General features: G+C 58.9%; 16 protein-coding genes. 12 read left to right on the forward strand and 4 right to left on the reverse strand.

The window, feature by feature from the left end; translation table 11 throughout:
* Window positions 1-204: 204 nt before the first annotated feature.
* The 4 genes from pepA (at window position 205) to NYE85_RS01920 (ending at window position 5,917) form a co-directional block, all read left to right on the forward strand.
* Window positions 205-1,716, forward strand: coding sequence for a leucyl aminopeptidase (gene pepA / locus NYE85_RS01905; protein WP_004955813.1), 1,512 nt, complete (start codon window positions 205-207; stop codon window positions 1,714-1,716).
* 159 nt (window positions 1,717-1,875) lie between these two features.
* Window positions 1,876-2,325 (forward strand): DNA polymerase III subunit chi, encoded by a 450-nt coding sequence (locus NYE85_RS01910; RefSeq protein ID WP_259002797.1) that lies wholly within the window; start codon window positions 1,876-1,878, stop codon window positions 2,323-2,325.
* A 13-nt stretch (window positions 2,326-2,338) separates the two neighbouring features.
* On the forward strand, window positions 2,339-5,215 hold the full coding sequence (locus NYE85_RS01915) for a valine--tRNA ligase (RefSeq protein ID WP_259002630.1): 2,877 nt from the start codon (window positions 2,339-2,341) through the stop codon (window positions 5,213-5,215).
* A 198-nt stretch (window positions 5,216-5,413) separates the two neighbouring features.
* Window positions 5,414-5,917, forward strand: coding sequence for a GNAT family N-acetyltransferase (locus NYE85_RS01920; RefSeq protein WP_259002631.1), 504 nt, complete (start codon window positions 5,414-5,416; stop codon window positions 5,915-5,917).
* 163 nt (window positions 5,918-6,080) lie between these two features.
* On the opposite strand, the gene NYE85_RS01925 is transcribed toward NYE85_RS01920, so the two are convergent.
* Both NYE85_RS01925 and rraB read right to left on the reverse strand, forming a co-directional pair.
* A complete protein-coding gene (locus NYE85_RS01925) occupies window positions 6,081-6,839 on the reverse strand; it encodes a tRNA isopentenyl-2-thiomethyl-A-37 hydroxylase MiaE (protein WP_259002632.1) in 759 nt (252 codons plus the stop codon).
* Window positions 6,840-6,894: 55 nt separating this feature from the next.
* Entirely contained in the window at window positions 6,895-7,326 is a 432-nt protein-coding gene (gene rraB / locus NYE85_RS01930; RefSeq protein WP_259002633.1) for a ribonuclease E inhibitor RraB, read from the reverse strand.
* 163 nt (window positions 7,327-7,489) lie between these two features.
* Between rraB and argF the strand changes: the two genes are divergently transcribed.
* The 5 genes from argF to NYE85_RS01955 all read left to right on the forward strand — a co-directional run bounded on the left by argF (window position 7,490) and on the right by NYE85_RS01955 (window position 14,148).
* On the forward strand, window positions 7,490-8,509 hold the full coding sequence (gene argF / locus NYE85_RS01935; protein WP_259002634.1) for an ornithine carbamoyltransferase: 1,020 nt from the start codon (window positions 7,490-7,492) through the stop codon (window positions 8,507-8,509).
* A 428-nt stretch (window positions 8,510-8,937) separates the two neighbouring features.
* Window positions 8,938-9,873 carry an aspartate carbamoyltransferase gene (gene pyrB / locus NYE85_RS01940; RefSeq protein ID WP_259002635.1) on the forward strand — a complete coding sequence of 312 codons (936 nt, stop codon included), beginning with the start codon at window positions 8,938-8,940 and terminating at the stop codon, window positions 9,871-9,873.
* Between the two features lie 13 nt (window positions 9,874-9,886).
* Window positions 9,887-10,351 (forward strand): aspartate carbamoyltransferase regulatory subunit, encoded by a 465-nt coding sequence (pyrI, locus tag NYE85_RS01945; RefSeq protein ID WP_039992442.1) that lies wholly within the window; start codon window positions 9,887-9,889, stop codon window positions 10,349-10,351.
* Between the two features lie 222 nt (window positions 10,352-10,573).
* Window positions 10,574-10,960, forward strand: a complete 387-nt coding sequence (gene ridA, locus NYE85_RS01950) for a 2-iminobutanoate/2-iminopropanoate deaminase (RefSeq protein ID WP_259002636.1) — start codon at window positions 10,574-10,576, stop codon at window positions 10,958-10,960.
* Window positions 10,961-11,163: 203 nt separating this feature from the next.
* Window positions 11,164-14,148: a non-ribosomal peptide synthetase gene (locus NYE85_RS01955; RefSeq protein WP_259002637.1), complete on the forward strand. Its 2,985-nt coding sequence runs from the start codon at window positions 11,164-11,166 to the stop codon at window positions 14,146-14,148.
* A 36-nt stretch (window positions 14,149-14,184) separates the two neighbouring features.
* On the opposite strand, the gene NYE85_RS01960 is transcribed toward NYE85_RS01955, so the two are convergent.
* Window positions 14,185-16,575, reverse strand: coding sequence for a beta-N-acetylhexosaminidase (locus NYE85_RS01960; RefSeq protein ID WP_259002638.1), 2,391 nt, complete (start codon window positions 16,573-16,575; stop codon window positions 14,185-14,187).
* 164 nt (window positions 16,576-16,739) lie between these two features.
* Window positions 16,740-19,448 carry a magnesium-translocating P-type ATPase gene (gene mgtA / locus NYE85_RS01965; RefSeq protein WP_259002639.1) on the reverse strand — a complete coding sequence of 903 codons (2,709 nt, stop codon included), beginning with the start codon at window positions 19,446-19,448 and terminating at the stop codon, window positions 16,740-16,742.
* Window positions 19,449-19,859: 411 nt separating this feature from the next.
* Here mgtA and treR point away from each other — a divergent pair, with 411 nt between their 5' ends.
* The 3 genes from treR (at window position 19,860) to treC (ending at window position 24,286) form a co-directional block, all read left to right on the forward strand.
* Window positions 19,860-20,807, forward strand: coding sequence for a trehalose operon repressor TreR (gene treR, locus NYE85_RS01970; RefSeq protein WP_259002640.1), 948 nt, complete (start codon window positions 19,860-19,862; stop codon window positions 20,805-20,807).
* A 265-nt stretch (window positions 20,808-21,072) separates the two neighbouring features.
* The gene (gene treB, locus NYE85_RS01975; RefSeq protein WP_259002641.1) at window positions 21,073-22,491 is read left to right on the forward strand and encodes a PTS trehalose transporter subunit IIBC; all 1,419 of its coding nucleotides are present in this window, start codon (window positions 21,073-21,075) and stop codon (window positions 22,489-22,491) included.
* Window positions 22,492-22,621: 130 nt separating this feature from the next.
* On the forward strand, window positions 22,622-24,286 hold the full coding sequence (treC, locus tag NYE85_RS01980) for an alpha,alpha-phosphotrehalase (RefSeq protein ID WP_259002642.1): 1,665 nt from the start codon (window positions 22,622-22,624) through the stop codon (window positions 24,284-24,286).
* Window positions 24,287-24,615 lie beyond the last annotated feature (329 nt).

Below are 24,615 nucleotides of genomic sequence, written 5' to 3' on the forward strand. Positions count from 1 at the left end.
ATATGGCAACCTTCACAGCTAAAATAGTATTAGAACATCAAGCCGTTTGGGTGCCCTATAGGAACAAACCTATAGTCGCCAAAACAGAACAATTTACGCCGTAAAGGTTAACATACTTTAGTTAACTCATTGGCGGGAGATCGTTACGGAGTGGGTCATTCTAGCCGTAGCGTCCGCCTTTGTCTTTAAGATTCAGGAGAGTGCATGGAGTTCAGTGTAAAAAGCGGTAGCCCGGAAAAACAGCGCAGTGCCTGTATTGTAGTCGGCGTTTTCGAACCGCGCCGCCTGTCCCCTATCGCAGAACAACTCGACAAAATCAGTGATGGTTATATCAGCGCCCTGTTACGCCGTGGTGAACTGGAGGGCAAGGTCGGTCAGACCCTGCTGCTGCACCACGTGCCGAACATTCTCTCCGAGCGCATCCTGTTGATCGGCTGTGGCAAAGAGCGCGAGCTCGATGAACGCCAGTACAAACAGGTGATTCAGAAAACCATCAATACCCTCAACGATACCGGCTCGATGGAAGCGGTGTGCTTCCTCACCGAGCTGCACGTAAAAGGCCGAAACACCTACTGGAAGGTGCGTCAGGCGGTGGAAACCGCCAAAGAAACGCTCTACACCTTCGATCAGCTGAAAAGCAACAAGGTGGAGCCACGCCGCCCACTGCGCAAAATGGTGTTCAACGTGCCGACCCGCCGCGAACTGACCAGCGGCGAGCGCGCCATCCAGCACGGCCTGGCGATCGCTTCCGGCATCAAGGCGGCGAAGGATCTCGGCAATATGCCGCCGAACATCTGTAACGCCGGCTACCTGGCGTCGCAGGCGCGGCAGTTGGCCGACGCCTTCAGCACCAACGTCACCACCCGCGTGATTGGCGAACAGCAGATGAAAGAGCTGGGCATGAACGCCTATCTGGCGGTCGGCGCCGGTTCGCAGAACGAATCATTGATGTCGGTAATGGAATATAAGGGCAACCCGAACCCGGACGCTAAGCCTATCGTGCTGGTCGGCAAGGGCCTGACCTTCGATTCCGGCGGCATTTCGATCAAACCGGCCGACGGCATGGACGAAATGAAGTACGACATGTGCGGCGCCGCCACCGTCTACGGCGTAATGCGCGTGGTGGCGGAACTCAACCTGCCGCTGAACGTGATCGGCGTACTGGCCGGCTGTGAAAACATGCCGGGCGGGCGCGCCTACCGTCCGGGCGACGTGCTGACCACCATGTCCGGCCAGACGGTGGAAGTGCTGAACACCGACGCAGAAGGCCGTCTGGTGCTGTGCGACACCCTGACCTACGTCGAACGCTTCGAGCCGGAGCTGGTAATTGACATCGCCACCCTGACCGGTGCCTGCGTGATTGCGCTGGGCCACCATATCACCGGGCTGATGTCGAACCACAACCCGCTGGCGCACGAGCTGATCGGCGCGTCCGAACAGGCCGGCGATCGCGCGTGGCGCCTGCCGATGGCCGACGAATACTACGAGCAACTGGACTCCAACTTTGCCGATATGGCGAACATTGGCGGCCGTCCGGGCGGGGCAATTACCGCAGCCTGCTTCCTGTCGCGCTTTACCCGCAAGTACAGCTGGGCGCATCTGGACATCGCCGGCACCGCCTGGCGCTCCGGCAAGGCCAAGGGTGCCACCGGCCGTCCGGTCGCGCTGCTGTCGCAGTTCCTGCTCAACCGTGCGGGGCTGAACGGCGACGATTAAATGCCCGACATCTTTCAAGCCGCGCCGTTGGCTGCAACTTGAAACCTATGGGTATATAATCCTCTCAGCAGCGAAGGAGCAGAGCTATCTGCTCCGTCCCAAAAGGGCGCAACCACTACGTTGTGCCCTGTTTTTTTATCGGCAGCGGTGAATCAGATGATCAAGCAGGCAACGTTTTACCTCCTCGAAACCGACCAGCCCGTCGGCGCGCTCAGCGCGCATGAAGCCGTGGCCTGCGACGTGGCCGCCGAACGTTGGCGCGCAGGAAAGCGCGTGCTGATTGCCTGCGAAACTCAGGAACAGGCGCAGCGGCTGGACGAAGCGCTGTGGCAGCGCGATCCACATCAGTTCGTGCCGCACAACCTGGCGGGCGAAGGGCCGCATTACGGCGCGCCGGTCGAGCTATGCTGGCCGGGCAAACGCGGTAATGCGCCACGCGATCTGCTGATCGCCCTGCTGCCGCAGTTTGCAGATTTTGCTACTGCTTTCCATGAAGTGGTAGACTTCGTGCCTTACGAAGAAACCTTGAAACAGTTGGCGCGCGACCGATACAAAGCCTATCGCAGCGTCGGCTTCCACTTGACCACGGCAACGCCGCCAACTCACTGAATTACGAAATAAAATGGAAAAGACAAACAGTCAGCTCGATACCGCATACGATCCTTCCCAAATCGAACAGAAGCTGTACGACCATTGGGAGAGTCAGGGTTACTTCAAGCCGAATGGCGATACCAGCCAGGAAAGCTTCTGCATCATGATCCCGCCGCCGAACGTCACCGGCAGCCTGCACATGGGTCACGCCTTCCAGCAGACCATCATGGATACCATGATCCGCTACCAGCGCATGCAGGGTAAAAACACCCTGTGGCAGGCAGGTACCGACCACGCCGGCATCGCCACCCAGATGGTGGTGGAGCGCAAGATCGCGGCGGAAGAAGGCAAAACCCGCCATGACTACGGCCGCGACGGCTTCATCGACAAAATCTGGCAGTGGAAGGCCGAATCCGGTGGCACCATCACCCGCCAGATGCGTCGCCTCGGCAACTCCGTGGACTGGGAGCGCGAGCGCTTCACCATGGACGACGGCCTGTCCAACGCGGTGAAGGAAGTGTTTGTCCGCCTGTACAAGGAAGATCTGATCTACCGCGGCAAGCGCCTGGTGAACTGGGATCCCAAACTGCGCACCGCCATTTCCGATCTGGAAGTGGAAAACCGCGAGTCCAAAGGGTCGATGTGGCATCTGCGTTATCCGCTGGCCGACGGCGCTAAAACCGCAGAAGGCAAAGATTATCTGATCGTCGCCACCACCCGTCCGGAAACCGTACTGGGCGACACCGGCGTGGCAGTCAACCCGGAAGACCCGCGTTACAAGAGTCTTATCGGCAAGGAAATCATTCTGCCGCTGGTCGGCCGCCGCATCCGCATCGTCGGCGACGAGCACGCCGACATGGAAAAAGGCACCGGCTGCGTGAAGATCACCCCGGCGCACGATTTCAACGACTACGAAGTGGGCAAGCGTCACGGCCTGCCGATGATCAACATTCTGACCTTCGACGGCGATATCCGCCAGGAAGCAGAAGTGTTCAACACCCTCGGCGAAGCCTGCAGTGACTATGGTAACGAGATCCCGGCGCAGTTCCGTGGCCTGGAGCGTTTTGCCGCGCGCAAGGCGGTGGTTGCCGCCTTTGACGAACTCGGCCTGCTGGACGAGATCAAACCGCACGACCTGACGGTGCCTTACGGTGACCGCGGCGGCGTGGTGATCGAACCGATGCTCACCGACCAATGGTACGTGCGCACCGCACCGCTGGCCAAAGTGGCGGTAGAAGCGGTTGAGCAAGGCGATATCCAGTTCGTGCCAAAGCAGTACGAAAACATGTACTTCAGCTGGATGCGCGACATTCAGGACTGGTGTATTTCTCGTCAGCTGTGGTGGGGTCACCGTATTCCGGCCTGGTATGACGCCAACGGCAAGGTCTACGTCGGCCGTACCGAAGACGAAGTGCGTCGCGACAACAATCTGGGCGCCGACGTGGCGTTGAGCCAGGACGAAGACGTGCTGGACACCTGGTTCTCCTCCGGCCTGTGGACCTTCTCCACCCTGGGTTGGCCAGAGCAGACCGACGCGCTGAAAACCTTCCACCCGACCAGCGTGATGGTCAGCGGCTTCGACATCATCTTCTTCTGGATTGCCCGCATGATCATGCTGACCATGCACTTTATCAAAGACGAAGACGGCAAGCCGCAGGTGCCATTCCACACCGTGTACATGACCGGCCTGATCCGCGACGACGAAGGGCAGAAAATGTCCAAGTCCAAAGGCAACGTGATCGACCCGCTGGACATGGTGGACGGTATTTCGCTGGAAGACCTGCTGGAAAAACGCACCGGTAACATGATGCAGCCGCAGCTGGCGGAAAAAATCCGCAAGCGCACCGAAAAGCAGTTCCCGAACGGCATCGAGCCACACGGCACCGACGCCCTGCGCTTCACCCTGGCGGCGCTGGCCTCTACCGGCCGCGACATCAACTGGGACATGAAGCGTCTGGAAGGTTACCGCAACTTCTGCAACAAGCTGTGGAACGCCAGCCGTTTCGTGCTGATGAACGCCGAAGATCAGGATTGCGGCTTTAACGGCGGCGAAAAACAGCTGTCGCTGGCGGATCGCTGGATCCTGGCGGAATTCAACCGCACGGTAAAAGCCTACCGCGAGGCGCTGGACAGCTACCGCTTTGATATCGCGGCCGGCATCCTGTACGAGTTCACCTGGAACCAGTTCTGCGACTGGTATCTGGAGCTGACCAAGCCGATCGTCAGCAACGGCAGCGAAGCGGAACGCCGCGGCACCCGCCACACGCTGATCACCGTGCTGGAAGCGCTGCTGCGTCTGGCGCATCCGATCATTCCGTTCATCACCGAAACCATTTGGCAACGGGTTAAACAGATCAAGGGCATCAGCGCCGATACCATCATGCTGCAGCCGTTCCCGGTCTACGACGCCGCGCTGGAAGACGCGCAGGCGCTGGCGGATCTGGAGTGGATCAAGCAGGCGATCACCGCGGTGCGCAACATTCGCGCCGAAATGAACATCGCGCCAAGCAAACAGCTGGAAGTGCTGCTGCGCAATGCCAGCGGCGACGCTCAGCGCCGGGTGCAGGACAACCAGAGCTTCATCGAAAAACTGGCGCGTCTGCAATCCATCACCCTGCTGCCGGCGGGCGAAAAAGGCCCGGTATCGGTTACCAAACTGGTGGACGGTGCCGAGCTGCTGATCCCGATGGCCGGTTTTATCGATAAGGATGCGGAAATTGCGCGCCTGACGAAGGAAATGGCCAAGCTGGACGGCGAGATCGCCGCCATCGAAGGCAAGCTGGCAAACGTTGGTTTTGTGGCCCGCGCACCGGAAGCGGTGGTGGCCAAAGAGCGCGAACGTCTGGCGGCCTGCAAAGAAGGCAAAGTGAAGCTGCAAGAACAGCAGGCGACCATCGCCGCGCTGTAATTTCTGGTTCACACCGGCAGCGATGCGTATCAGACAGCGGGTTAACAGCCCGCTGTTTTTTTATAGGCATTGCATCCCGCCGGGTATAAGTGCTATTACACATTAACAATGCAGCAAGGACGCCGTTGGGAGATCAAACCCCGACGCGTTTTTAGCTGCAATAAAAAGACGTTTTTTATTTGGCGAGTGAGTAAACACATGACAATCGCAACCCCCGTGCGCCTGCTGGTGCGCCCAATAGCGATAGCAGACAATGCCGCTATTGCTCATGTGATCCGCGAGGTCTCCGCCGAGCACGGCCTGACGGCGGACAAGGGCTATACCGTTGCCGATCCCAACCTGGACGCGCTGTATCAGCTCTACAGCCTGCCGCGCAGCGCTTACTGGGTGGTAGAAATCGACGGCAAGATTGCCGGTGGCGGCGGTGTCGCACCGTTGCAGGGCGGCGAGGACGACGTATGCGAACTGCAGAAAATGTATTTTCTGCCGCTGCTGCGCGGCCAGGGCCTGGCCAAACGACTGGCGCTCCAGGCGCTGGAGTTCGCCCGCCAGCAAGGGTTCCGCCGCTGTTATCTGGAAACCACCGCCAGCCTGACGCAGGCCATCGGGCTGTACCAGCACCTCGGTTTTGCACACATCGATCGGCCGATGGGCAACACCGGCCACGGTGATTGCGAAGTGACGATGCTGAAAACGCTGTAACGCGCATCGCATCGCATCGCAACAATGCCAGTCCGCACGCCTGCCGACTGGCATTTTTTTGCTCGTTCGGCGATACGGCGCGTAATCCGTAGTCGCGTTTTGAGAAGGCAGAAAACGCCCGTTCGAGAGTTTTGAAAAATCTAAAAAGGCGCCTGTTGGGTTATTACGCCGGCACGCCGCTGTGAAAACGGAACTCGCTGTCCGGCGACTGAATCAGCTCGGCCTCGACCCGGCCGAAATGCGCCACCCGCTCGCTGATATCGCCGCCGGCGATCTGCTCCGCCAGCGTCAGGTAATCCTGGTAGTGCCGAGCTTCCGAGCGCAGCAACGAGACGTAAAAACGGTTCAGTTCTTCGTCCAGATGCGGCGCCAGTTTGGCAAAACGTTCGCAGGAACGCGCTTCGATATAGGCGCCGCAGATCAACTTGTCGATCAAGGTCGCCGGATCGTGGGTACGCACCTCGCGGATCATGCCCTTGGCGTAGCGGCTGGCGGTGATCTTTCGGTAGCCGATGCCGCGCGACTGCATGATGTCCAGCACCTGTGAAAAATGATGCAGCTCCTCTTTGATCAACAGCACCATGCTGTCCACCAGAGCCTGGCCGTAGGTCGAGGTTTTTTTCGGCAGGATCTTCCTGGTGAACTGGCTTTGCTTGAATAGCGCTTGCGGCACGCCCTGCGCTTCATGCACAAACGCCTCATACGGCCGTAGCAATGCCAGCAGCGCATCGCCGCTTTCCTTGTCCGCCACGTAGCGTCGAATCAGCCACATGCCGGTCTGCGCGGCTTTCAGCTCGCACACCAGATGATCGGTCAGCAACAGCGGCAGGTTTTCCGTGCGGCGCGCAGTTTCAATCCAGGCATCCGGGGTTTCGCAGTGCAGGAATTGTAAAATCGGGGATAGTAGTGATTGGTAAGTCATGTCTGCTTATCAAGGCCGGCTGGCGCCGGCCCTTGTGAGTCGTCGGGAACCATGATTAATGGCGTTTGCCGTCGTCGTCTTCGTCGATGAATTCACCGTCTTCGTCGTCTTCGTCATCGCCGTCTTCACCGTTCGGGTCTTCGTAGTAGGTGCCCCAGCCGTCGTAATTAACGCCGCATTTTTCTGCCAGCGCCACCAACTGCTCCACCTGGGTATCGATCACCTCGGCATTCAGGCCCACTTCGCTTATCACGTCGCAGCACATCAGCAATGAACCGTCTTCAACTTCCAGCTCTTCGGCGTCGGTCACTTCGTAGCCCAATTTAAAGGCTTCGACGGCGGCCTGCTCCAATACCTCAAACTTTTCGGCAGAGAAATGGTGCTCGATGGTGTAGAGCGCATCCGGATCGCTGCCGTCTTCCAGCAGTTCTTCGATGATCAGACGGGTCTCTTCACGTTGTTCTTCCAGCAATTCGCGGTTTGCCATGTCTCTATCCTCAATAAATGGCTTTCATTACTTCTATTTTCACACACCGTCGACGCGCCTGCCACGTTAAACAGCAAAGATTTATACAATGGGGTTGAATTTGAATATTCATACATATAAAGTGAATTTTAATTCAAAAAACAACCATCAGGGATACCCGAAGATGAGTACGCTAAACCCGTTCTACCGTCGTCACTTTTTGAGGTTGATGGATTTCACTCCCGCCGAGATCCAGGCGCTGTTGCAGCTGTCCGCCGACTTGAAACAGGCCAAGAAACAGGGCCGCGAAGTCCGGCATCTGCAAGGCAAGAATATCGCGCTCATCTTCGAAAAAGACTCTACCCGCACACGATGCTCTTTCGAAGTTGCCGCATTTGATCAGGGTGCCCAGGTCACCTATCTCGGCCCCAGCGGTAGCCAGATCGGCCATAAAGAATCGATGAAAGACACCGCGCGGGTGCTTGGCCGCATGTATGACGGTATTCAATATCGCGGTTACGGTCAGGCACTGGTGGAAACCCTGGCGCAGTATGCCGGCGTGCCGGTGTGGAACGGGCTGACCAATGAATTCCACCCGACCCAGTTGCTGGCCGATCTGCTAACGGTACAGGAACAGCTGCCGGGCAAACCGCTGTCGGCGGTCAAATTCGCCTATGTCGGCGACGCGCGCAACAATATGGGCAATACCCTGCTGGAGGCGGCGGCGCTGGTGGGCATGGATCTGCGCCTGGTGGCGCCAAAGGCCTGCTGGCCGCAGGCGGAGCTGGTGGCGCAGTGCCAGCAACTGGCCCAGCAGACCGGCGGCAAGATCACCCTGACCGAAGAAATTGCCGAAGGCGTGCAGGATGCGGATTTTCTGTATACCGACGTCTGGGTGTCGATGGGCGAGCCGAAAGAGGTATGGCAGGAACGCATCGCGCTGCTGAAGCCCTATCAGGTCAATATGGCGATGGTGCGCCAGACCGGCAACCCGAACGTCAAGTTCCTGCACTGCCTGCCGGCGTTCCATGACGATCAGACTACCCTCGGCAAGCAAATGGCGCAGCTGTACGGCCTGCAGGGCGGTATGGAGGTCACCGACGAGGTGTTTGAATCGGCGCACAGCGTGGTGTTCGATCAGGCGGAAAACCGGCTGCATACCATCAAGGCGGTGATGGTGGCGACGCTGAGCAATACGCTGTAAACGGCAGAAGATGAATTTTTAAAAATTTGAGCTAAGCTCAGAAACGTATTGCCGGGGCGCGTCACGCAAAGGCAATGGGGTGCGGGTTTCGATCCGTGCCCCAATCCCCTCTTTATCCTCTCGTTTTCCGCCATGGCGCTGACGCTCACCCGAGCAAGCCAATCGTTTGCCAAATGACAAAGTTCAGCGTTTTAGCGCTTGCAGTGACGAAAAGCGCGAGTATAATGCGCGGCAATTTGCCAGGAGAAAGCATGAAAAACGACGTCTGTTTTGTTCGCCATACTCGACAAAACGCCCTGCTTCGCGGCGGCCGCCTGCCGTTGTTTCTCCTGTTGCCGAACCGATCGTATCAAGCCCCTCGTTGAGGGGCTTTTTTTTGCCTGAACACCCAGTCCCGCGCCACGGGCATTCGTCGAGGAGAGTGAAGCATGGCCAATCCGCTGTATCACAAAGATATCATCTCTATTAACGATCTCAGCCGTGAGGATTTGGAGCTGGTGCTGCGCACCGCCGCCAGCCTGAAAGCCCAGCCGCAGCCGGAACTGCTGAAGCACAAGGTGATTGCCAGCTGTTTCTTCGAAGCCTCGACCCGTACCCGCCTGTCGTTTGAAACCGCCATCCAGCGTCTCGGCGCGTCGGTGGTCGGGTTTTCCGACAGCAGCAATACCTCGCTTGGCAAGAAAGGCGAAACGCTGGCCGATACCATTTCGGTCATCAGCACTTACGTTGACGCCATCGTCATGCGCCATCCGCAGGAAGGCGCGGCGCGGCTGGCTGCCGAATTCTCCGGCAGCATTCCGGTACTCAACGCCGGCGACGGCGCCAACCAGCACCCCACCCAGACGCTGCTGGATCTGTTCACCATTCAGGAAACCCAGAGCCGCCTGAACAACATCAACATCGCCATGGTGGGCGACCTGAAATACGGCCGCACCGTGCATTCGCTGACCCAGGCGCTGGCCAAGTTCGAGGGCAACCGCTTCTTCTTCATCGCGCCTGACGCGCTGGCGATGCCGGGCTACATTTTGGCGACGCTGGAAGAAAAAGGCATTCAATACAGTCTGCATAACAGCATTGAGGAAGTGGTGCCGCAGCTGGATATTCTGTACATGACCCGGGTGCAGAAAGAGCGTCTCGATCCGTCCGAATACGCCAACGTCAAAGCCCAGTTCGTGCTGCGCGCGGCAGATCTGGAAGGTGCCCGCGACAACATGAAGGTACTGCACCCGCTGCCGCGCATCGACGAGATCGCCATCGACGTCGACAAAACGCCATACGCCTACTATTTCCAGCAGGCCGGCAACGGTATTTTCGCCCGTCAGGCGCTGCTGGCGCTGGTGTTAAACGCAGAACTGGCTCTTTAAGGGGGATATGACCATGACTCACGACAACAAACTCCAGGTAGAAGCAATCAAATGCGGCACGGTGATTGACCATATCCCGGCGCAAATCGGCTTTAAACTGCTAACCCTGTTCAAGCTGACCGCCACCGACCAGCGCATCACCATCGGCCTCAATTTGCCTTCCAAGGCACTGGGGCACAAGGATCTGATCAAGATCGAGAACACCTTCCTCACCGAGCAGCAGGCCAACCAGCTGGCGATGTACGCACCGAACGCCACCGTCAACCGCATCGATAATTACGAGGTGGTACGCAAACTGACGCTCAGCCTGCCGGAGCATATCGACGGCGTGCTTACCTGCCCGAACGGCAACTGCATCAGCCGCAGCGAACCGGTGCCGTCCAGCTTCAGCGTCAAGGCTCGCGCCGACCAAGTGCAGCTGAAATGCCGCTACTGCGAAAAAGAGTTCGACCACCGGGTGGTGTTAAAGGCGGAGTGAAATTGACAAATATCCGGGCGTGGCGCTGTTCATCTGTCTGCCACTCCCTATAATGAGTCTCTGAAGTTAACTCTACCCACGTTGCTACCCAATGGATTGCAAGCCGCGGCCAGGCGGCTGGTGCGCGGGGCCCCAGGCGCTGACGGACGTCGGTGAGCGGGGTGAACGCAGGCAGCCGACAACGCCGTGGTTTGCAACACCCAGGGTCTATCAGGAGAAAAAATGTCACGTAATATCAGCACCGAAAACGCGCCGGCAGCCATCGGCCCTTACGTACAAGGCGTGGATCTGGGCAGCATGATCATCACCTCCGGCCAGATCCCGGTAAACCCGAAAACCGGCGCGGTAGCCGACGACATTTCCGCTCAGGCGCGCCAGTCCCTGGAAAACGTCCAGGCGATCGTTGAAGCCGCCGGCCTGAAGGTGGCCGACATCGTCAAAACCACCGTGTTCGTCAAGGATCTGAACGACTTCGCCACGGTAAACGCCACCTATGAAGCCTTCTTTACCGAACACAATGCGCCGTTCCCGGCCCGTTCCTGCGTGGAAGTGGCGCGCCTGCCAAAAGACGTGAAAATCGAGATCGAAGCCATCGCCGTGCGCCGTTAATCGGTTCGCAGGCCATCAACGGTCAGCCAGGGCTGACCGTTTTATTTTTTGTCACGCCATCCCTCGCTTTAATTCAATCAATAATAAAATTCCGCAATTATTTTTAAACCCATATTGAATTTGCATCTATAATTATTTTCGTCCGGCCGGGCCGTATTCCCTCGTTGCAGTTTATACAGATAATTCACCGTCAGGAGAATATCATGATTGATAACGTATTGGATGCTTTTATCCAACAGGTTTCCCTTTCCCCAAATAACCCGGCAATTATTGATAAAGATAATAATATTAGCTATCAACAATTAGACCAATACAGCAATCAACTGTGTGCACTGCTGCAACAGCGCGGCGTTGGCCCACAGAGCTACGTCCCGCTGTTGGCACAGCGCACCCCGCAGCTTATCATCGGCATATTGGCGATTGCCAAGGCGGGCGCTGCCTATATCCCCATCGACGCCGGTTACCCGCCAGCCAGAATAAGTGCCATCGTGGAACAGAGTGGTTCGCCGTTAATTCTTACCAGCAATAAATCAATTAACAACCTTATTAATTCCCCCAATATGGAAATAGTTGCAATTGATGATATTTCAAATAGTGAGCCATTAAATCATCAGCCTTTGCCTCTATCTGCCAACGCGGCGGCGTACGTTATTTTTACCTCCGGTACCACCGGGGCGCCAAAAGGCGTGATAATCGAGCATCATTCGCTGTGGAACCTCATACAATGGCACAATCAGCAATTCGGCATGAACGCCGATTGCCGATCAACGTTAATTGCCGGCGTCGGCTTTGATATCGCCCAATGGGAAATCTGGTCGGCGCTGACCAGCGGCGCCACCCTGTATTTACCGCCAGAAGACAGCCGATTGCAGCCCACGGCGCTGCTGGAATTTTTTGCCGCCAGCGGCCTGACGCACGCTTTTGTGCCCACGGTACTGGTACCCGAGGTGGTCAGCGCACCGCAACCCGCCAATTTGACGCTGCGCTATATGTTCACCGGAGGAGAAAAGCTGCCGCCGGTTGATTTGACCTCTCTGCGCTGCCCGCTGATAGATTATTATGGCCCGACCGAAGCCACGATTTTCGTCACCTGGAACCCGGTGGACAGCGCAACGCTGAACCCGCCGTCAACCATCGGCCGCCCGCTTGCCGACACGGAAATATTCATTCTTGATCAACAGCAGCAACCGGTGCACGGTGAACAGGCCGGCGAGCTGTACATCAGCGGCCGCTGCCTGGCACGCGGTTATCACAATAACCCGCGCGTTACCGCCGAAAAGTTCCTGCAACTGCCGCAGTTTGGCGGCAAACGCCTGTATCGCAGCGGCGATCGCGCCCGCTGGCTTGCCGATGGCCGCATTCAATTTCTCGGCCGCCTGGACGATCAGATCAAAATCCGCGGCAACCGGGTCGAGCTGGGCGAGATAGAAAACGTGATGCGCCAGGTTCCCGGCGTTAAAGCGGCGGTAGCGGTGGTCACCACGCCCGAAAACGCCGTAGACAAGAAGATCATCGCGTTTCTGGTGCCGGTTGAAGGCTCATCGGCACTACTCGACGCCGTCAAGTCACGGCTAAAACAGACGCTACCCTCTTATTTTTTGCCGGCGGACTATGTGCTGCTGGAGCAGCTACCGATCAACGCCAACGGTAAAACGGATAAAACCGCCCTGTTGGCGAGCTATGTTCCGCAGCGACCTACCGCCAACGGCGACAGATTGGATGCACAGCAAGAGAAGATCGCCGACATTTGGCGCGAACTGCTGGGGGTGACGCAGGTTGGCGCACATGACAATTTTTTCGACATTGGCGGCCACTCGCTGTTGGCAGCCAAACTGGCGACCATGCTGTCCGAACGGTTCGAGGTCAAGACCTACGTGCGCGATGTCTACGACTACCCCAACGTCGCCGCGCTGACGCAGGCCCTGGCGGAACGCACCGGCCACGCGGCACCGCGGGTCGACAGCGAGCCGGTTCGCGCGCTGCAAGACGACGTTCGCCTGCCGGATGGCCTGCATATCGATCCGCATTATGAGGCACGCCAGCTCACCGATCCGCGCGCCATTCTGTTGACCGGCGCCACCGGTTTTGTCGGCTCGCATTTGTTGGCGGAGCTACTCGGCACCACCCAGGCGGATATTTACTGCCTGGTTCGCGACCGCTCGACGACGGCGGCACGGGCTCGGCTGGATGAGGTTTTACAGCGTTATCACATCACGCTCGACGCAGAACAGCACAGCCGGCTGCATCTGGTGACGGGCAACCTGGCCGAGCCGCGTTTCGCGCTGGACGACGAGCAATACCAAGCGCTAAGCCGCCAGATAGACTGCATTTATCATTCCGCCAGCGCCGTGAACTTTATCCAGCCTTATTCCTACATGAAACGTGACAACGTGCAGGGACTCAGCGAGGTGATTCGCTTTGCTGCTCACTACCGCACCAAGCCGCTGTTGCTGCTTTCCACCATTTCGGTCTACAGCTGGGGACACTTGCACACCGGCAAGCGAGTGATGCTGGAAACCGACGACATCGACCAAAACTTGCCGGCGGTGATTACCGATATCGGCTACGTGCGCAGTAAATGGGTGATGGAAAAAATTGCCGATCTGGCGGCGGCGCAGGGGTTACCGCTGATCACGTTCCGGCTGGGCTATGCCACCAGCCACAGCCAGACCGGTGTCAGCGCCAGCTACCAGTGGTGGGGGCGGCTGGTGAAGACCTGTATCAGCAGCGGCAGCGTGCCCGACCTGCATGATTTGCGTGAAGGGCTGACCACGGTGGATTACATGACGCGCGCCATCGCCCATATCAGCCGCAACCCGCAGGCGTTGGGGCACAAGTTCAACCTGATCCACGAGCACCACAACAACCTGACGCTAAAGGCATTTTTCCAATTGCTGGAGCAATATTTCGGCTACCGTTTCCGGCTGATGCCCTATCGCGACTGGCTGGCACAGTGGGAGCATGACAAGAACGCGCCACTGTATCCACTGCTCAGCCTGTTCCGAGACAACATGGTAAACGGCCAGTCAACGGTCCAGCTATATCAAGATACCTATCACTGGGATTGCAGCAACGTGAAACAGTTTCTTGCCGGCAGCGGCATTGAGGAACCGCGCTTTACCCGGCAGGAGCTGCTAAGTTACCTGCAACGTTCGATAGGCGATTTGCCGCAGTCCCAGCCGGCGTAACGGGAACGCGGGGGCGTGCGTAACGCCCCCGCGCGCTCAGCGCACCGTCAGCGCATGCAGCAGCGTTTCCAGCGGATACACCGCCGCAATCACCAGTTCGTCACGCACCTGTGCCGCCGTATCCAACTGGCGTTGCACCTGCTGCGCTTCGCTGTCGGTCAGCGGCTTGCCCTGCTGCCAGCGGTCCAGCAGCATCAGCCCAATGCCGGCCAGCGTCTCGACGTCCTGCGCCACCGGTGCCAGCTCAAGCATCAGCCGATTGCCGGCCACCGTCGGTTGCAGCGCCGCACCGTTTTGCTGCCAACGCTGCAACCGTTCACGCAGCGCCGCCTGCGCCACACGATTGTCACGATCCTTGAGCAATGCCGCCACCTGCAACGTCATGTCACGCACCGCGCTGCTTTCCGCCGGCAAGGCGTCGGCGAGGCGATTCAGCGGCTCGAACTGGTGATAGTTGCCGGCCTGGAACTTCAGGTGCTGGCGGGTGTAATACTGCGCCGGCTCTAGCGCTTCGGCGAAAATCTGCAACGGCATGATGTCAACGCCGTTGGCCAGTCGGGTGAATTCACGCGCGGTTTGCGCATGCTGCTGCAAACCCACCGACACCACCGACCAGGCATCTACCGCCGCCAGGCGTCGGTACATGTTATTTTCATCGCTCACCTCCTGCGCCGACCACAAGCGTTCCGCCACGGCAAACGTGCGCGGCCACAGCTTGAGATCGATCAACGGCGCACGCACGTTTTCCGCCCATAGCGCCGCTTCTCCCCCGAGAATATTGGCCCGTTGCCGTTGGTCCGGCACCACCGGCATTTTACCCTGCGGGATCGCTGCCAGCCTGCTGCCGCTGGTGGGGTAACGCACGTTACCGACGCGTATGTAACCGCTCAGCGTCTGCTGCTGCAACCGCAGTACCGGACGCGTTTCGCCCATCCAGCTGTCGACGCGGAAGGTCAGCCGGTCCGGTGCCAGCCAGACGATATCCTGCAACGCCCGCCGCGATTTGCCGTTGAAATCGATAAATCCGCGCCAGCCGCTGGCCCCCTCGATCAGCGTGAAACTGCCTTCCACCGGGCTGCCCTTGAGACGTGGCATGCTGAACTGCCAGCTCTGCGCCCGTTCCCCTTCGCCCACCGCGCTATCGACCCCCAGCGGCTGCGGCAGGATTTCATTGCGGTAGTGGTAGGCGGTGCTTTGCGGCTGATCGAGATAAAAGCCGGTCGACAAAATGCCCTGATAACCGTCCTGCGCGCTGGCACCGAGCGAGTCAGGCCCCTGCCACGACTGGATGACGATGGTGCGCGGCAGCGACGGGTGATAAATCTCATCCCAGCCGACCATCCGCCGTTGGTGACGTTCGAGGATCTGCTCCAGTTTTTGGTTGAACCAGGCCTGCACGGCGTGGCTATCCGCCAGTTGCTGCTGTTTCATCAACGCCTGCACCGCGCGGGACTGCTGCCACTGGCTGGCGTTCACTTCGTCGCCGCCGATATGCAGGTAAGGATCGGGGAAAATCTCTGCCAGTTCGCCGATGATCGCCTCAATAAACCCGTAAACCTGTTTATTGGACGGATCCAGCGTCGGCCGATGCACGCCCCATTCACGCTGCATCTGGTAGGGGCCTGGCGCGCTGATCAGCTGTGGATAGGCCACGGCGATACTGGAGGCGTGGCCCGGCAGATCGATTTCCGGCACCACACGGATGCCCCGCGCGGCGGCATAGGCCACCACCTGCTGCATCTGTTCGCGGGTGTAGTACTGACCGTCGCTGGCCAACTGTTGCAATTTTGGATAACGCGTCGAGGCAAAGCGCCAGCCCTGGTCGTCGGTCAAATGCCAGTGAAACACGTTGAGCTTGGCCGCCGCCATGCCGTCCAACTGGCGCAGAATATCGGCCACCGGCAAGAAATGACGCGCAGAGTCCAGCAATACCCCACGCCATGGGAAGCGCGGCACATCGGTTACCGATACCAGCGGCAGGAAGGTGCCGTCAGCGTCGGTTTGCACTAATTGCAGCAGGGTTTCCATGCCGCGCAACGCGCCAAAGCGGGTATTGGCGATCAGCTTCGCCCCTTGCGGCGTCACCGACAGCTGATAACTTTCGTCGCTGTCAGGCAGCGGCTGGGCAGCTACCGCGTGTTTGACGATCACCTCGATGGTCGCCGCGTCTGGCGAGGTGGCCGGAGCCAGTTGCCAGCCGGTTTGCATTTCAATGCGCTGCCGCCAGCGCGTTACCGCCTCGTCCAGATCGTCGCCCTGCACGCGGATCGCCAGACGTTGGTTCAATAGCCATTTGCCCGGCGGCTGCGCCAGCGTCACCTGCTGTGGCCACGGCATCAGCGGTAACTCGCCAGCCGGCTGTGCCAGCGCATTGAGGGAAAGTAACAAGGACAGGGCCGGTAGCGTATAACGATGGATCTTATGCATCGGAAATTCCTCAGAGGAAAAACAGCAATAAAAACAGCCAACGCTGTAGATAAAGACCGAGCATAGTCCAGATGTCCAACCGCAACGGCAAAAAGGCGCGCCTGATCACAGCCTGTGGGCGGGCAGCGCCCTGCCCGCACCCCCAGTCGCGCCCCGGCAGCCGGCTACTGCCAGCCGTAGCGGCGCACAAACCAGCCTTTCACCCCCTGAGTCAGCACCATGTAACCGGCCAGAATCAGCAGCAGCCATGGGAAATACCCTGGCGGCAGCGCCTGCAATTGCAGAAAACCGGCCAACGGCGAAAAGGTCAGGCCGATGCCGCAGGCGATCACCAGCAGGGTGGTCAGCAACAGCGGCCACGACGGGCGACTCTGTACAAAGGGAATTTTGCGCGTGCGGATCATATGCACAATCAGCGTTTGCGACAGCAGCCCTTCAATAAACCACCCCGACTGGAACAGCGTTTGCGCTTCCGGCGTATTAGCCTTGAAGATCCACCACATCAGGCAGAAGGTCAGTACGTCAAAAATAGAGCTTAATGGCCCAAAGAATGCCATAAATCGCCCCAGATCGGCGGAGTTCCAGCGTTGCGGCTGCGTAATCTGATCGTCATCGACGTTATCGAATGGAATGGCGATCTGCGAGACGTCGTACATCAGGTTCTGCACCAGCAGATGCAGCGGCAGCATCGGCAGGAACGGTAAAAAGGCGCTGGCAATCAGCACGCTGAATACGTTACCGAAGTTGGAGCTGGCGGTCATCTTGATGTATTTGAGCATATTGGCGAAGGTGCGACGCCCTTCAATCACCCCTTGCTCCAGCACCATCAGGCTCTTTTCCAGCAGTATGATGTCGGCCGCCTCTTTGGCGATATCCACCGCCGAGTCCACCGAAATGCCGATATCCGCCGCCCGCAGCGCCGGCGCATCGTTGATGCCGTCGCCCATAAAACCCACCACGTGCCCCTGTTGCCGCAGCACCTGCACAATACGTTCCTTGTGCAACGGCGTAAGCTTGGCGAATAGCGTGGTGTCTTGCGCCGCAGCCGCCAGCTGGGCGTCGCTCAGCCGTTCGATGTCGTTGCCGCACAGCACCCGTTCAGTGGCCAAACCAACGTCGCCACAGACCTTGGCCGCCACCCGCTCGTTGTCGCCGGTCAGGATCTTCACCGTAACGCCATTGCGCTTTAACGCCGCCAGCGCTGGCGCGGTGCTCTCTTTTGGCGGATCGAGGAACGCGATGTATCCCTCAAGGATCAGATCCGCTTCATCGACTACGCCGTACTGCCGACTCTCTGCCGGCAGCGTCTTGACCGCCACGGCCACCACGCGCAGTCCCTGCTGGTTAAGATCGCTGGTGATGCGGCGAATGCGCGCCAGCAGCCCGGCGTCGAGCGGCAGGGTCTGCGCTCCCTGACGTACCTGGCTGCAAATCGCCAGCATCTCTTCCAGTGCACCCTTGCAGATCAATTGATGCTGGCCGTCATCTTGCGCCACCACCACCGACATGCGCCGGCGTTCGAAATCAAACGGAATTTCATCCACCTTGCGGTAATCACGCAACGCATCCGGCTGGCCGCTCTGCTCGCCGCAGCTCAACACCGCCACATCCAGCAGATTCTTCAGCCCGGTCTGGTAAAAACTGTTGAGCCAGGCGTAGCGCAAAACCCGATCGCTGTTGACGCCGAACACGTCGGTATGGCGCTCCAGCGCAATTTTGTCCTGCGTCAGCGTACCGGTTTTATCGGTGCAGAGGATGTTCATTGCACCGAAGTTCTGAATAGCGTCCAGACGTTTGACGATCACTTTTTGCCGCGACAGTTTCACCGCACCGCGCGCCAGCGTTGACGTGACGATCATCGGCAGCATTTCCGGCGTCAGCCCGACCGCCACCGATAGCGCAAACAGCGCCGCTTCCCACCAGTCGCCCTTGGTGTAGCCGTTGATCAGCAATACGATCGGCGTCATCACCAGCATAAAACGGATCAACAGCCAACTGATCTTGCCGATCCCCCGCTGAAAGGCATTGGGCTCTTCCGCCTGCCCGGTGAGGCGCTGCGCCAACTGGCCAAAGTAAGTGTCACCGCCGCTGCCGATCACCATCGCCAGCGCGGTGCCGCTCACCACGTTGGTGCCCATAAAGCACAGGTTTTGGCATTCCAGCGGATCCTGTGCCAACCGGTGTGGATCGGCGACTTTCTCCACCGGCAGCGACTCGCCGGTCAGCGCCGCCTGGCTGATAAACAGATCCTTGGCGCTGAGCAGCCGCAGATCCGCCGGGATCATGTCGCCCGCCGCCAGCTTGATGATGTCCCCCGGCACCAGCTGCGCTATCGGCAGTTCGCGATGCTCGCTTTTACCGGTCAGCGCATCGCTGCGGATCACCGTGGCGGTAGTGCTGACCATGGCCTTCAACGCATCGGCAGCGCGGTTGGATCGCGCCTCCTGAATAAAGTTCAGCAGCGTAGACACCAGCACCATCAGCGCAATCACCAGCGCACCGGTGAGATCCTCGGTGGCATAAGAGATCATGCCAAGCGCGGTCAGCAGCAGATTGAACGGGTTGCGATAGCAGTGCCACAGGTGACGCCAGGCACTTTCCTGTTGCCGATCGTCGATGATGTTTTCACCGACGCGATCGCGCTGGATCTGCGCCTGGCGATCGGTGATGCCTTCCGGATGACTGTCAAAACGCGTATAGAGCTGGAGGTCGCTGGCGGCGGCGCACTCCAGCCGCTGCTGCGCCAGGCCGGTCGGCATTGCGCGCCCGTCGGTGGCGACGCCTTCCAGCAGGCGATCGCGGTGCACCAGGCGGTGCGGCAGATTGCGGCTGAGCAGGTTCAGCAACAGATGTGGCAGCATTTTCAGGTTCATTGTTCGCCCCTTTTGCTACCGCCTGGCGGCGGCAGCGCAGTCGCAAATCGGCTACGGCGGACGATTTTTGAACGCACCAAAAACCTCCGCCGTGGCAGATTCTTTTTATCAATAGCAACAGAAGCGAACAGCCAGGCGCACGCTACCGGTTACCGTTTACTTCACCGGTAAATCAGCAGCGCAAAGCGGAGAGGTTTACCGGTGAACCGAGTGGGTGTTTGCGGGGGTAGGATCAGGGTCCATACGGGTGATAACCTCCGGTAAGTGAAAAGACAGGGCGGTAGCCTCGGCCGCACCGACAATGCGCAGATACGCGCTCAGCACCAGGATCCATTTTGCAAAATGCGCTATTCTGACCGGCACTGACAGAGCACAAAGTCTACGCCTTTCAACTTAAACGATAAATAAACCATGCAAAACCGGCTGACAATCAAGGATATAGCTCGCCTGAGTGGCGTAGGAAAATCCACCGTATCACGCGTTTTGAACAACGAGGGCAGCGTGAGCCCGCAAACCCGCGAGCGGGTGGAAGCGGTGATCCGTCAGCAGGGATTTACCCCTTCCAAGTCGGCACGCGCCATGCGCGGGCAGAGCGATAAAGTGGTGGGTATCATCGTTTCCCGTCTGGATTCGCCGTCGGAAAACCAGGCGGTGCGCACCATGTTGCCGCTGCTGTATCAGCAGGGATATGACCCGATCGTGATGGAGAGCCAGTTTGACACTCGTCTGGTTCAGGAGCATTTGCACGTATTGGCGCAGCGTAACGTCGACGGCGTGATCCTGTTCGGCTTTACCGGGCTGACCGCCGACATGCTGCACCCGTGGCAGGAAAAAATGGTGGTGATGGTGCGTGAATACGCCGGCTTTTCCTCGGTGTGTTATGACGACGTCGGCGCGGTCAATTTGTTGATGGAACACCTGCAACGCCAGGGCCACCGGCACATCGGCTATCTGGGGGTGCAGCAATCCGACGCCACCACCGGCCAACGCCGCTATCAGGCCTATCTGGACGCCTGCCGACAACAGCAGATTGAACCGCATGCGGCGCTGGGCGAACTGAGCTATCAGAGCGGCTTCCAGCTGGCGGCGTCGGCGATCGCCGAACAGACCACCGCGCTGGTCTGCGCGTCGGACAGTATTGCGCTCGGCGCGATCAAGTATCTGCAACAGCAACAGACTCGCCCGATTCAGGTGTGCGCCATCGGCAATACCCCGCTGCTCAGCTTTCTGTTCCCGGAGACGCTGTCGGTGGAGTTCGGCTACGGCAGCGCCGGTTTACAGGCGGCACAGCAGCTGCTTGGGCAGCTCAACGGCGAACTCGCCATTCGGCACATCGTGGTACCCAGCAAACTTTCCTGATTAAAAAACGCACTTATTTTGGCATTTTGTGATCGTTGCCCCAAACCGGGAACGTTCCCATTTCATTAAAAAAGCCAAATGGCTAAGCTTCGATCAGCTCGAGATCCCAACACATGGAGGTCGCATCAAGGCGGCAAGCAAATGCATCCCGATGAGCTGACTCAAGTCAGTGATTCGGGTAAATGCGCGCAGCCAACACCGATGCGGCTTCAAGTATGACGGGTAACCGGCTCACCTCTGCGTTCTGCCAAAAAAGGTATTTATAATGAGTAAAGTCAACCAGCAGGATATCGATCGTCTGATCGTGTTGGTGGGTGGCCGCGATAATATCGCGACCGTCAGCCACTGCATTACCCGGCTCCGTTTTGTGCTTAAGGATCCCACCAAGGCCAGCCCGAAAGAGATTGAGGAGCTGCGTATGGTCAAGGGCTGCTTCACCAACGCCGGGCAATTCCAGGTGGTGATTGGCCCGGAAGTCGGCGATTACTATCAGGCGCTGATCGCCACCGCTGGCGTCAACGAAGCCGATAAGGAGCAGGCCAAAGTGGCGGCGCGCCAGAACATGACCTGGTTCGAGCGCACCATTTCGCACTTCGCCGAAATCTTCTTCCCGCTGCTGCCGGCGCTGATCAGCGGCGGTTTGATCCTCGGCTTCCGCAACGTTATCGGCGATATACCGATGTCCGACGGCCAAACGCTGGCGCAATCCAGCGCCGGTTGGAAAACCGCTTATGACTTCCTGTGGCTGCTCGGCGAAGCGATCTTCATGTTCCTGCCGGTGGCGATCTGCTGGTCAACGGTGAAAAAAATGGGCGGCACGCCGGTATTGGGCATCGTGATGGGCATTACGCTGGTGTCGCCGCAGCTGATGAATTCCTACCTGCTCGGCCAGCAGTTGCCAGAGGTGTGGAACTTCGGCTGGTTCACCATTGAAAAGGTCGGTTATCAGGCGCAGGTGATCCCGTCGATCCTGGCCGGCATGGCGCTGGGCTGGATCGAAACCCGTTTGAAAAGGATCGTGCCGGATTATCTGTATCTGGTGGTGGTGCCGGTGGTGTCGCTGCTGCTGGCGGTGTTCCTGGCGCATACGCTAATCGGGCCATTCGGCCGCATGATCGGTGATGGCGTCGCCTGGGCGGTAAAAGCGGTGATGACCGGCGCCTTTGCGCCGATTGGCGCCGCGCTGTTCGGCTTCCTGTACGCGCCGTTGGTGATTACCGGCGTGCACCAGACCACGCTGGCGATCGACATGCAGATGATCCAGAGCATGGGCGGCACCCCGGTGTGGCCAATCATCGCGCTGTCCAACATTGCGCAGGCGTCGGCAGTGCTGGGCATCATTATCGTCAGCCGCAAAACCAACGAACGAGAAATCTCCGTGCCGGCCGCCATTTCGGCCTACCTCGGGGTCACCGAACCGGCGATGTACGGTATCAACCTGAAATACCGCTTCCCGATGCTGTGCGCGATGATCGGTTCCGCCGTCGCCGGCCTGATCTGCGGTCTCGATGGCGTCATGGCCAACGGCATTGGCGTCGGTGGTTTACCGGGCATTCTGTCTATCCAGCCGCAGTTCTGGATGGTGTTTGCGCTGGCCACCCTGGCGGCGATCGTTATCCCACTGGTACTGACGGTGCTGATTTACCAACGCAAGGCGCGCCGCGGCGAGCTGCTGGTTTTATAATTTTCCCAAGCCCTTCTCGCTGGCCGCTGCCGGGCAACCACCACGGCGGCGCTGGCCGAGCGGCGGGAAGGATGACGGAAACGGGGGCCGACGGTTCGGCCCCGCTGTTACAGTCAAAAGGTATTCTGTTATGAGCAACCCAATCCCCTGGTGGCAAAACGGCGTCATCTATCAAATCTACCCGAAGAGCTTTCAGGACAGCACCGGCAACGGCTACGGCGATCTGGCCGGCGTTATTCAGCGACTGGACTATCTGCAAGAGCTGGGCGTTGACGCCATCTGGCTGACGCCGGTGTATCTCTCGCCGCAGGTGGACAACGGCTACGACGTGGCGGATTACTGCGCCATCGACCCGGCCTACGGCACCCTGGAGGACTTTGAGCGGCTGGTAGCCGCCGCGCATCAGCGCAGTATCCGTATCGTCATGGATATGGTGTTCAACCACACCTCTACCGAGCACCCATGGTTCAAGGCGGCACAGGATCGCCACAGCCCGCATCGTCAGTTTTACATCTGGCGCGACGGCAGCGAACAGACGCCGCCCAATAACTGGCGCTCCAAATTTGGCGGTCAGGCGTGGCAGTGGCACGCCGACAGCGGCCAGTACTACCTGCACCTGTTCGCCACCGAACAGGCGGATCTGAACTGGGAACATCCGCCGGTGCGCGAAGAGCTGAAAAAAGTCTGCCAGTTCTGGGCTGACAAAGGCGTCGACGGCCTGCGCCTCGACGTGATTAATCTGGTATCAAAACAGCAGGACTTTCTGGACGATACCCTCGGCGACGGCCGGCGCTTTTACACCGACGGGCCGCGGATCCACGAATTTCTGCAAGAAATGAGCCGTGAGGTATTCCAGCCGCGCGGCCTGATGACGGTCGGCGAAATGTCGTCTACCACGCTGGAACATTGTCGGCAATATGCGGCCAAAAGCGGCGAAGAGCTGTCAATGACCTTTAACTTCCACCATCTTAAGGTGGACTACGCCAACGGAGAAAAATGGACGCTGGCCGCGCCGGATTACGTCGCCCTGAAGTCCATTTTCCGCCATTGGCAACAGGGTATGCACAACCGGGCATGGAACGCGCTGTTCTGGTGTAACCACGATCAGCCACGCATCGTGTCGCGCTTTGGCGATGACGGCGAGTTGCGCGTGCCGGCGGCCAAAATGCTGGCGCTGGTGCTGCACGGTATGCAGGGCACGCCGTACATTTATCAGGGCGAGGAGATCGGCATGACCAACCCCGGTTTCCAGCGTATCGAGCAATACCGCGACGTGGAAAGCCTGAATATGTACGCCGAACTCAGCGCCCAGGGCGTCAGCGATCGGCAACTGCTGGCCATTCTGGCCTGCAAATCGCGCGACAATGGCCGCACGCCGATGCAATGGAGCGCCGACGCCCATGCCGGTTTCACTCGCGGTTCACCGTGGATTGCCTGCGCCGACAATTACGCGCAGATCAACGCCGAGGCGGCGCTGGCCGACCAGGATTCGGTGTTTTACACCTATCGCCACCTGATTGCGCTGCGCAAGCAGCACCCGCTGCTGACCTACGGCGATTACCAGGATCTGGCGCCCGAACACCCGGCGCTGTGGTGCTACCAGCGCAGCTGGAACGGCCAGCGGTTGTTGGTGGTCGCCAATCTGAGCCGCGAACCGCTGCGCTGGCAGGCAGAAGGCGTCGACGCCGGCGAACTGTGGCGCCAACTGGCCGCCAACTATGCCGACGCACCGGCGCTGCCGCAGGCAACCACGCTGCGCCCGTTTGAAGCGGTGTGGTGGCTGCGGGAAGATTGACGCCAGACGAGCCTGCCCGCGCGGGCCCGTCCATTGCCAGTCACTACGATCGCCATCACAGTTTGCCAAATTTTTTTTATGGCCCGTCAATACATGCAGCCCGCGAATTATGGGGGCTGCATTCATCTGCACTATTTACGTTTGTACAGCGATCCAACTGTCGCCAAACTTCCTTGTCCTACATCAAAAAAACCGCCACAACACCCATATATAGTGCGTAGATAAATCCAAGCAACTATATGTAGTAGTTATCCACAAAATCTTCCACACGTCGCCGCAGCCCTTGCGCGCTGCGGTATTGCCCTGTGGATAAGCCCAACAACGGGCAT

Origin of the sequence: Serratia sp. AKBS12, assembly GCF_024793895.1 — a bacterium.
Classification (GTDB): Bacteria; Pseudomonadota; Gammaproteobacteria; order Enterobacterales; family Enterobacteriaceae; genus Serratia_F.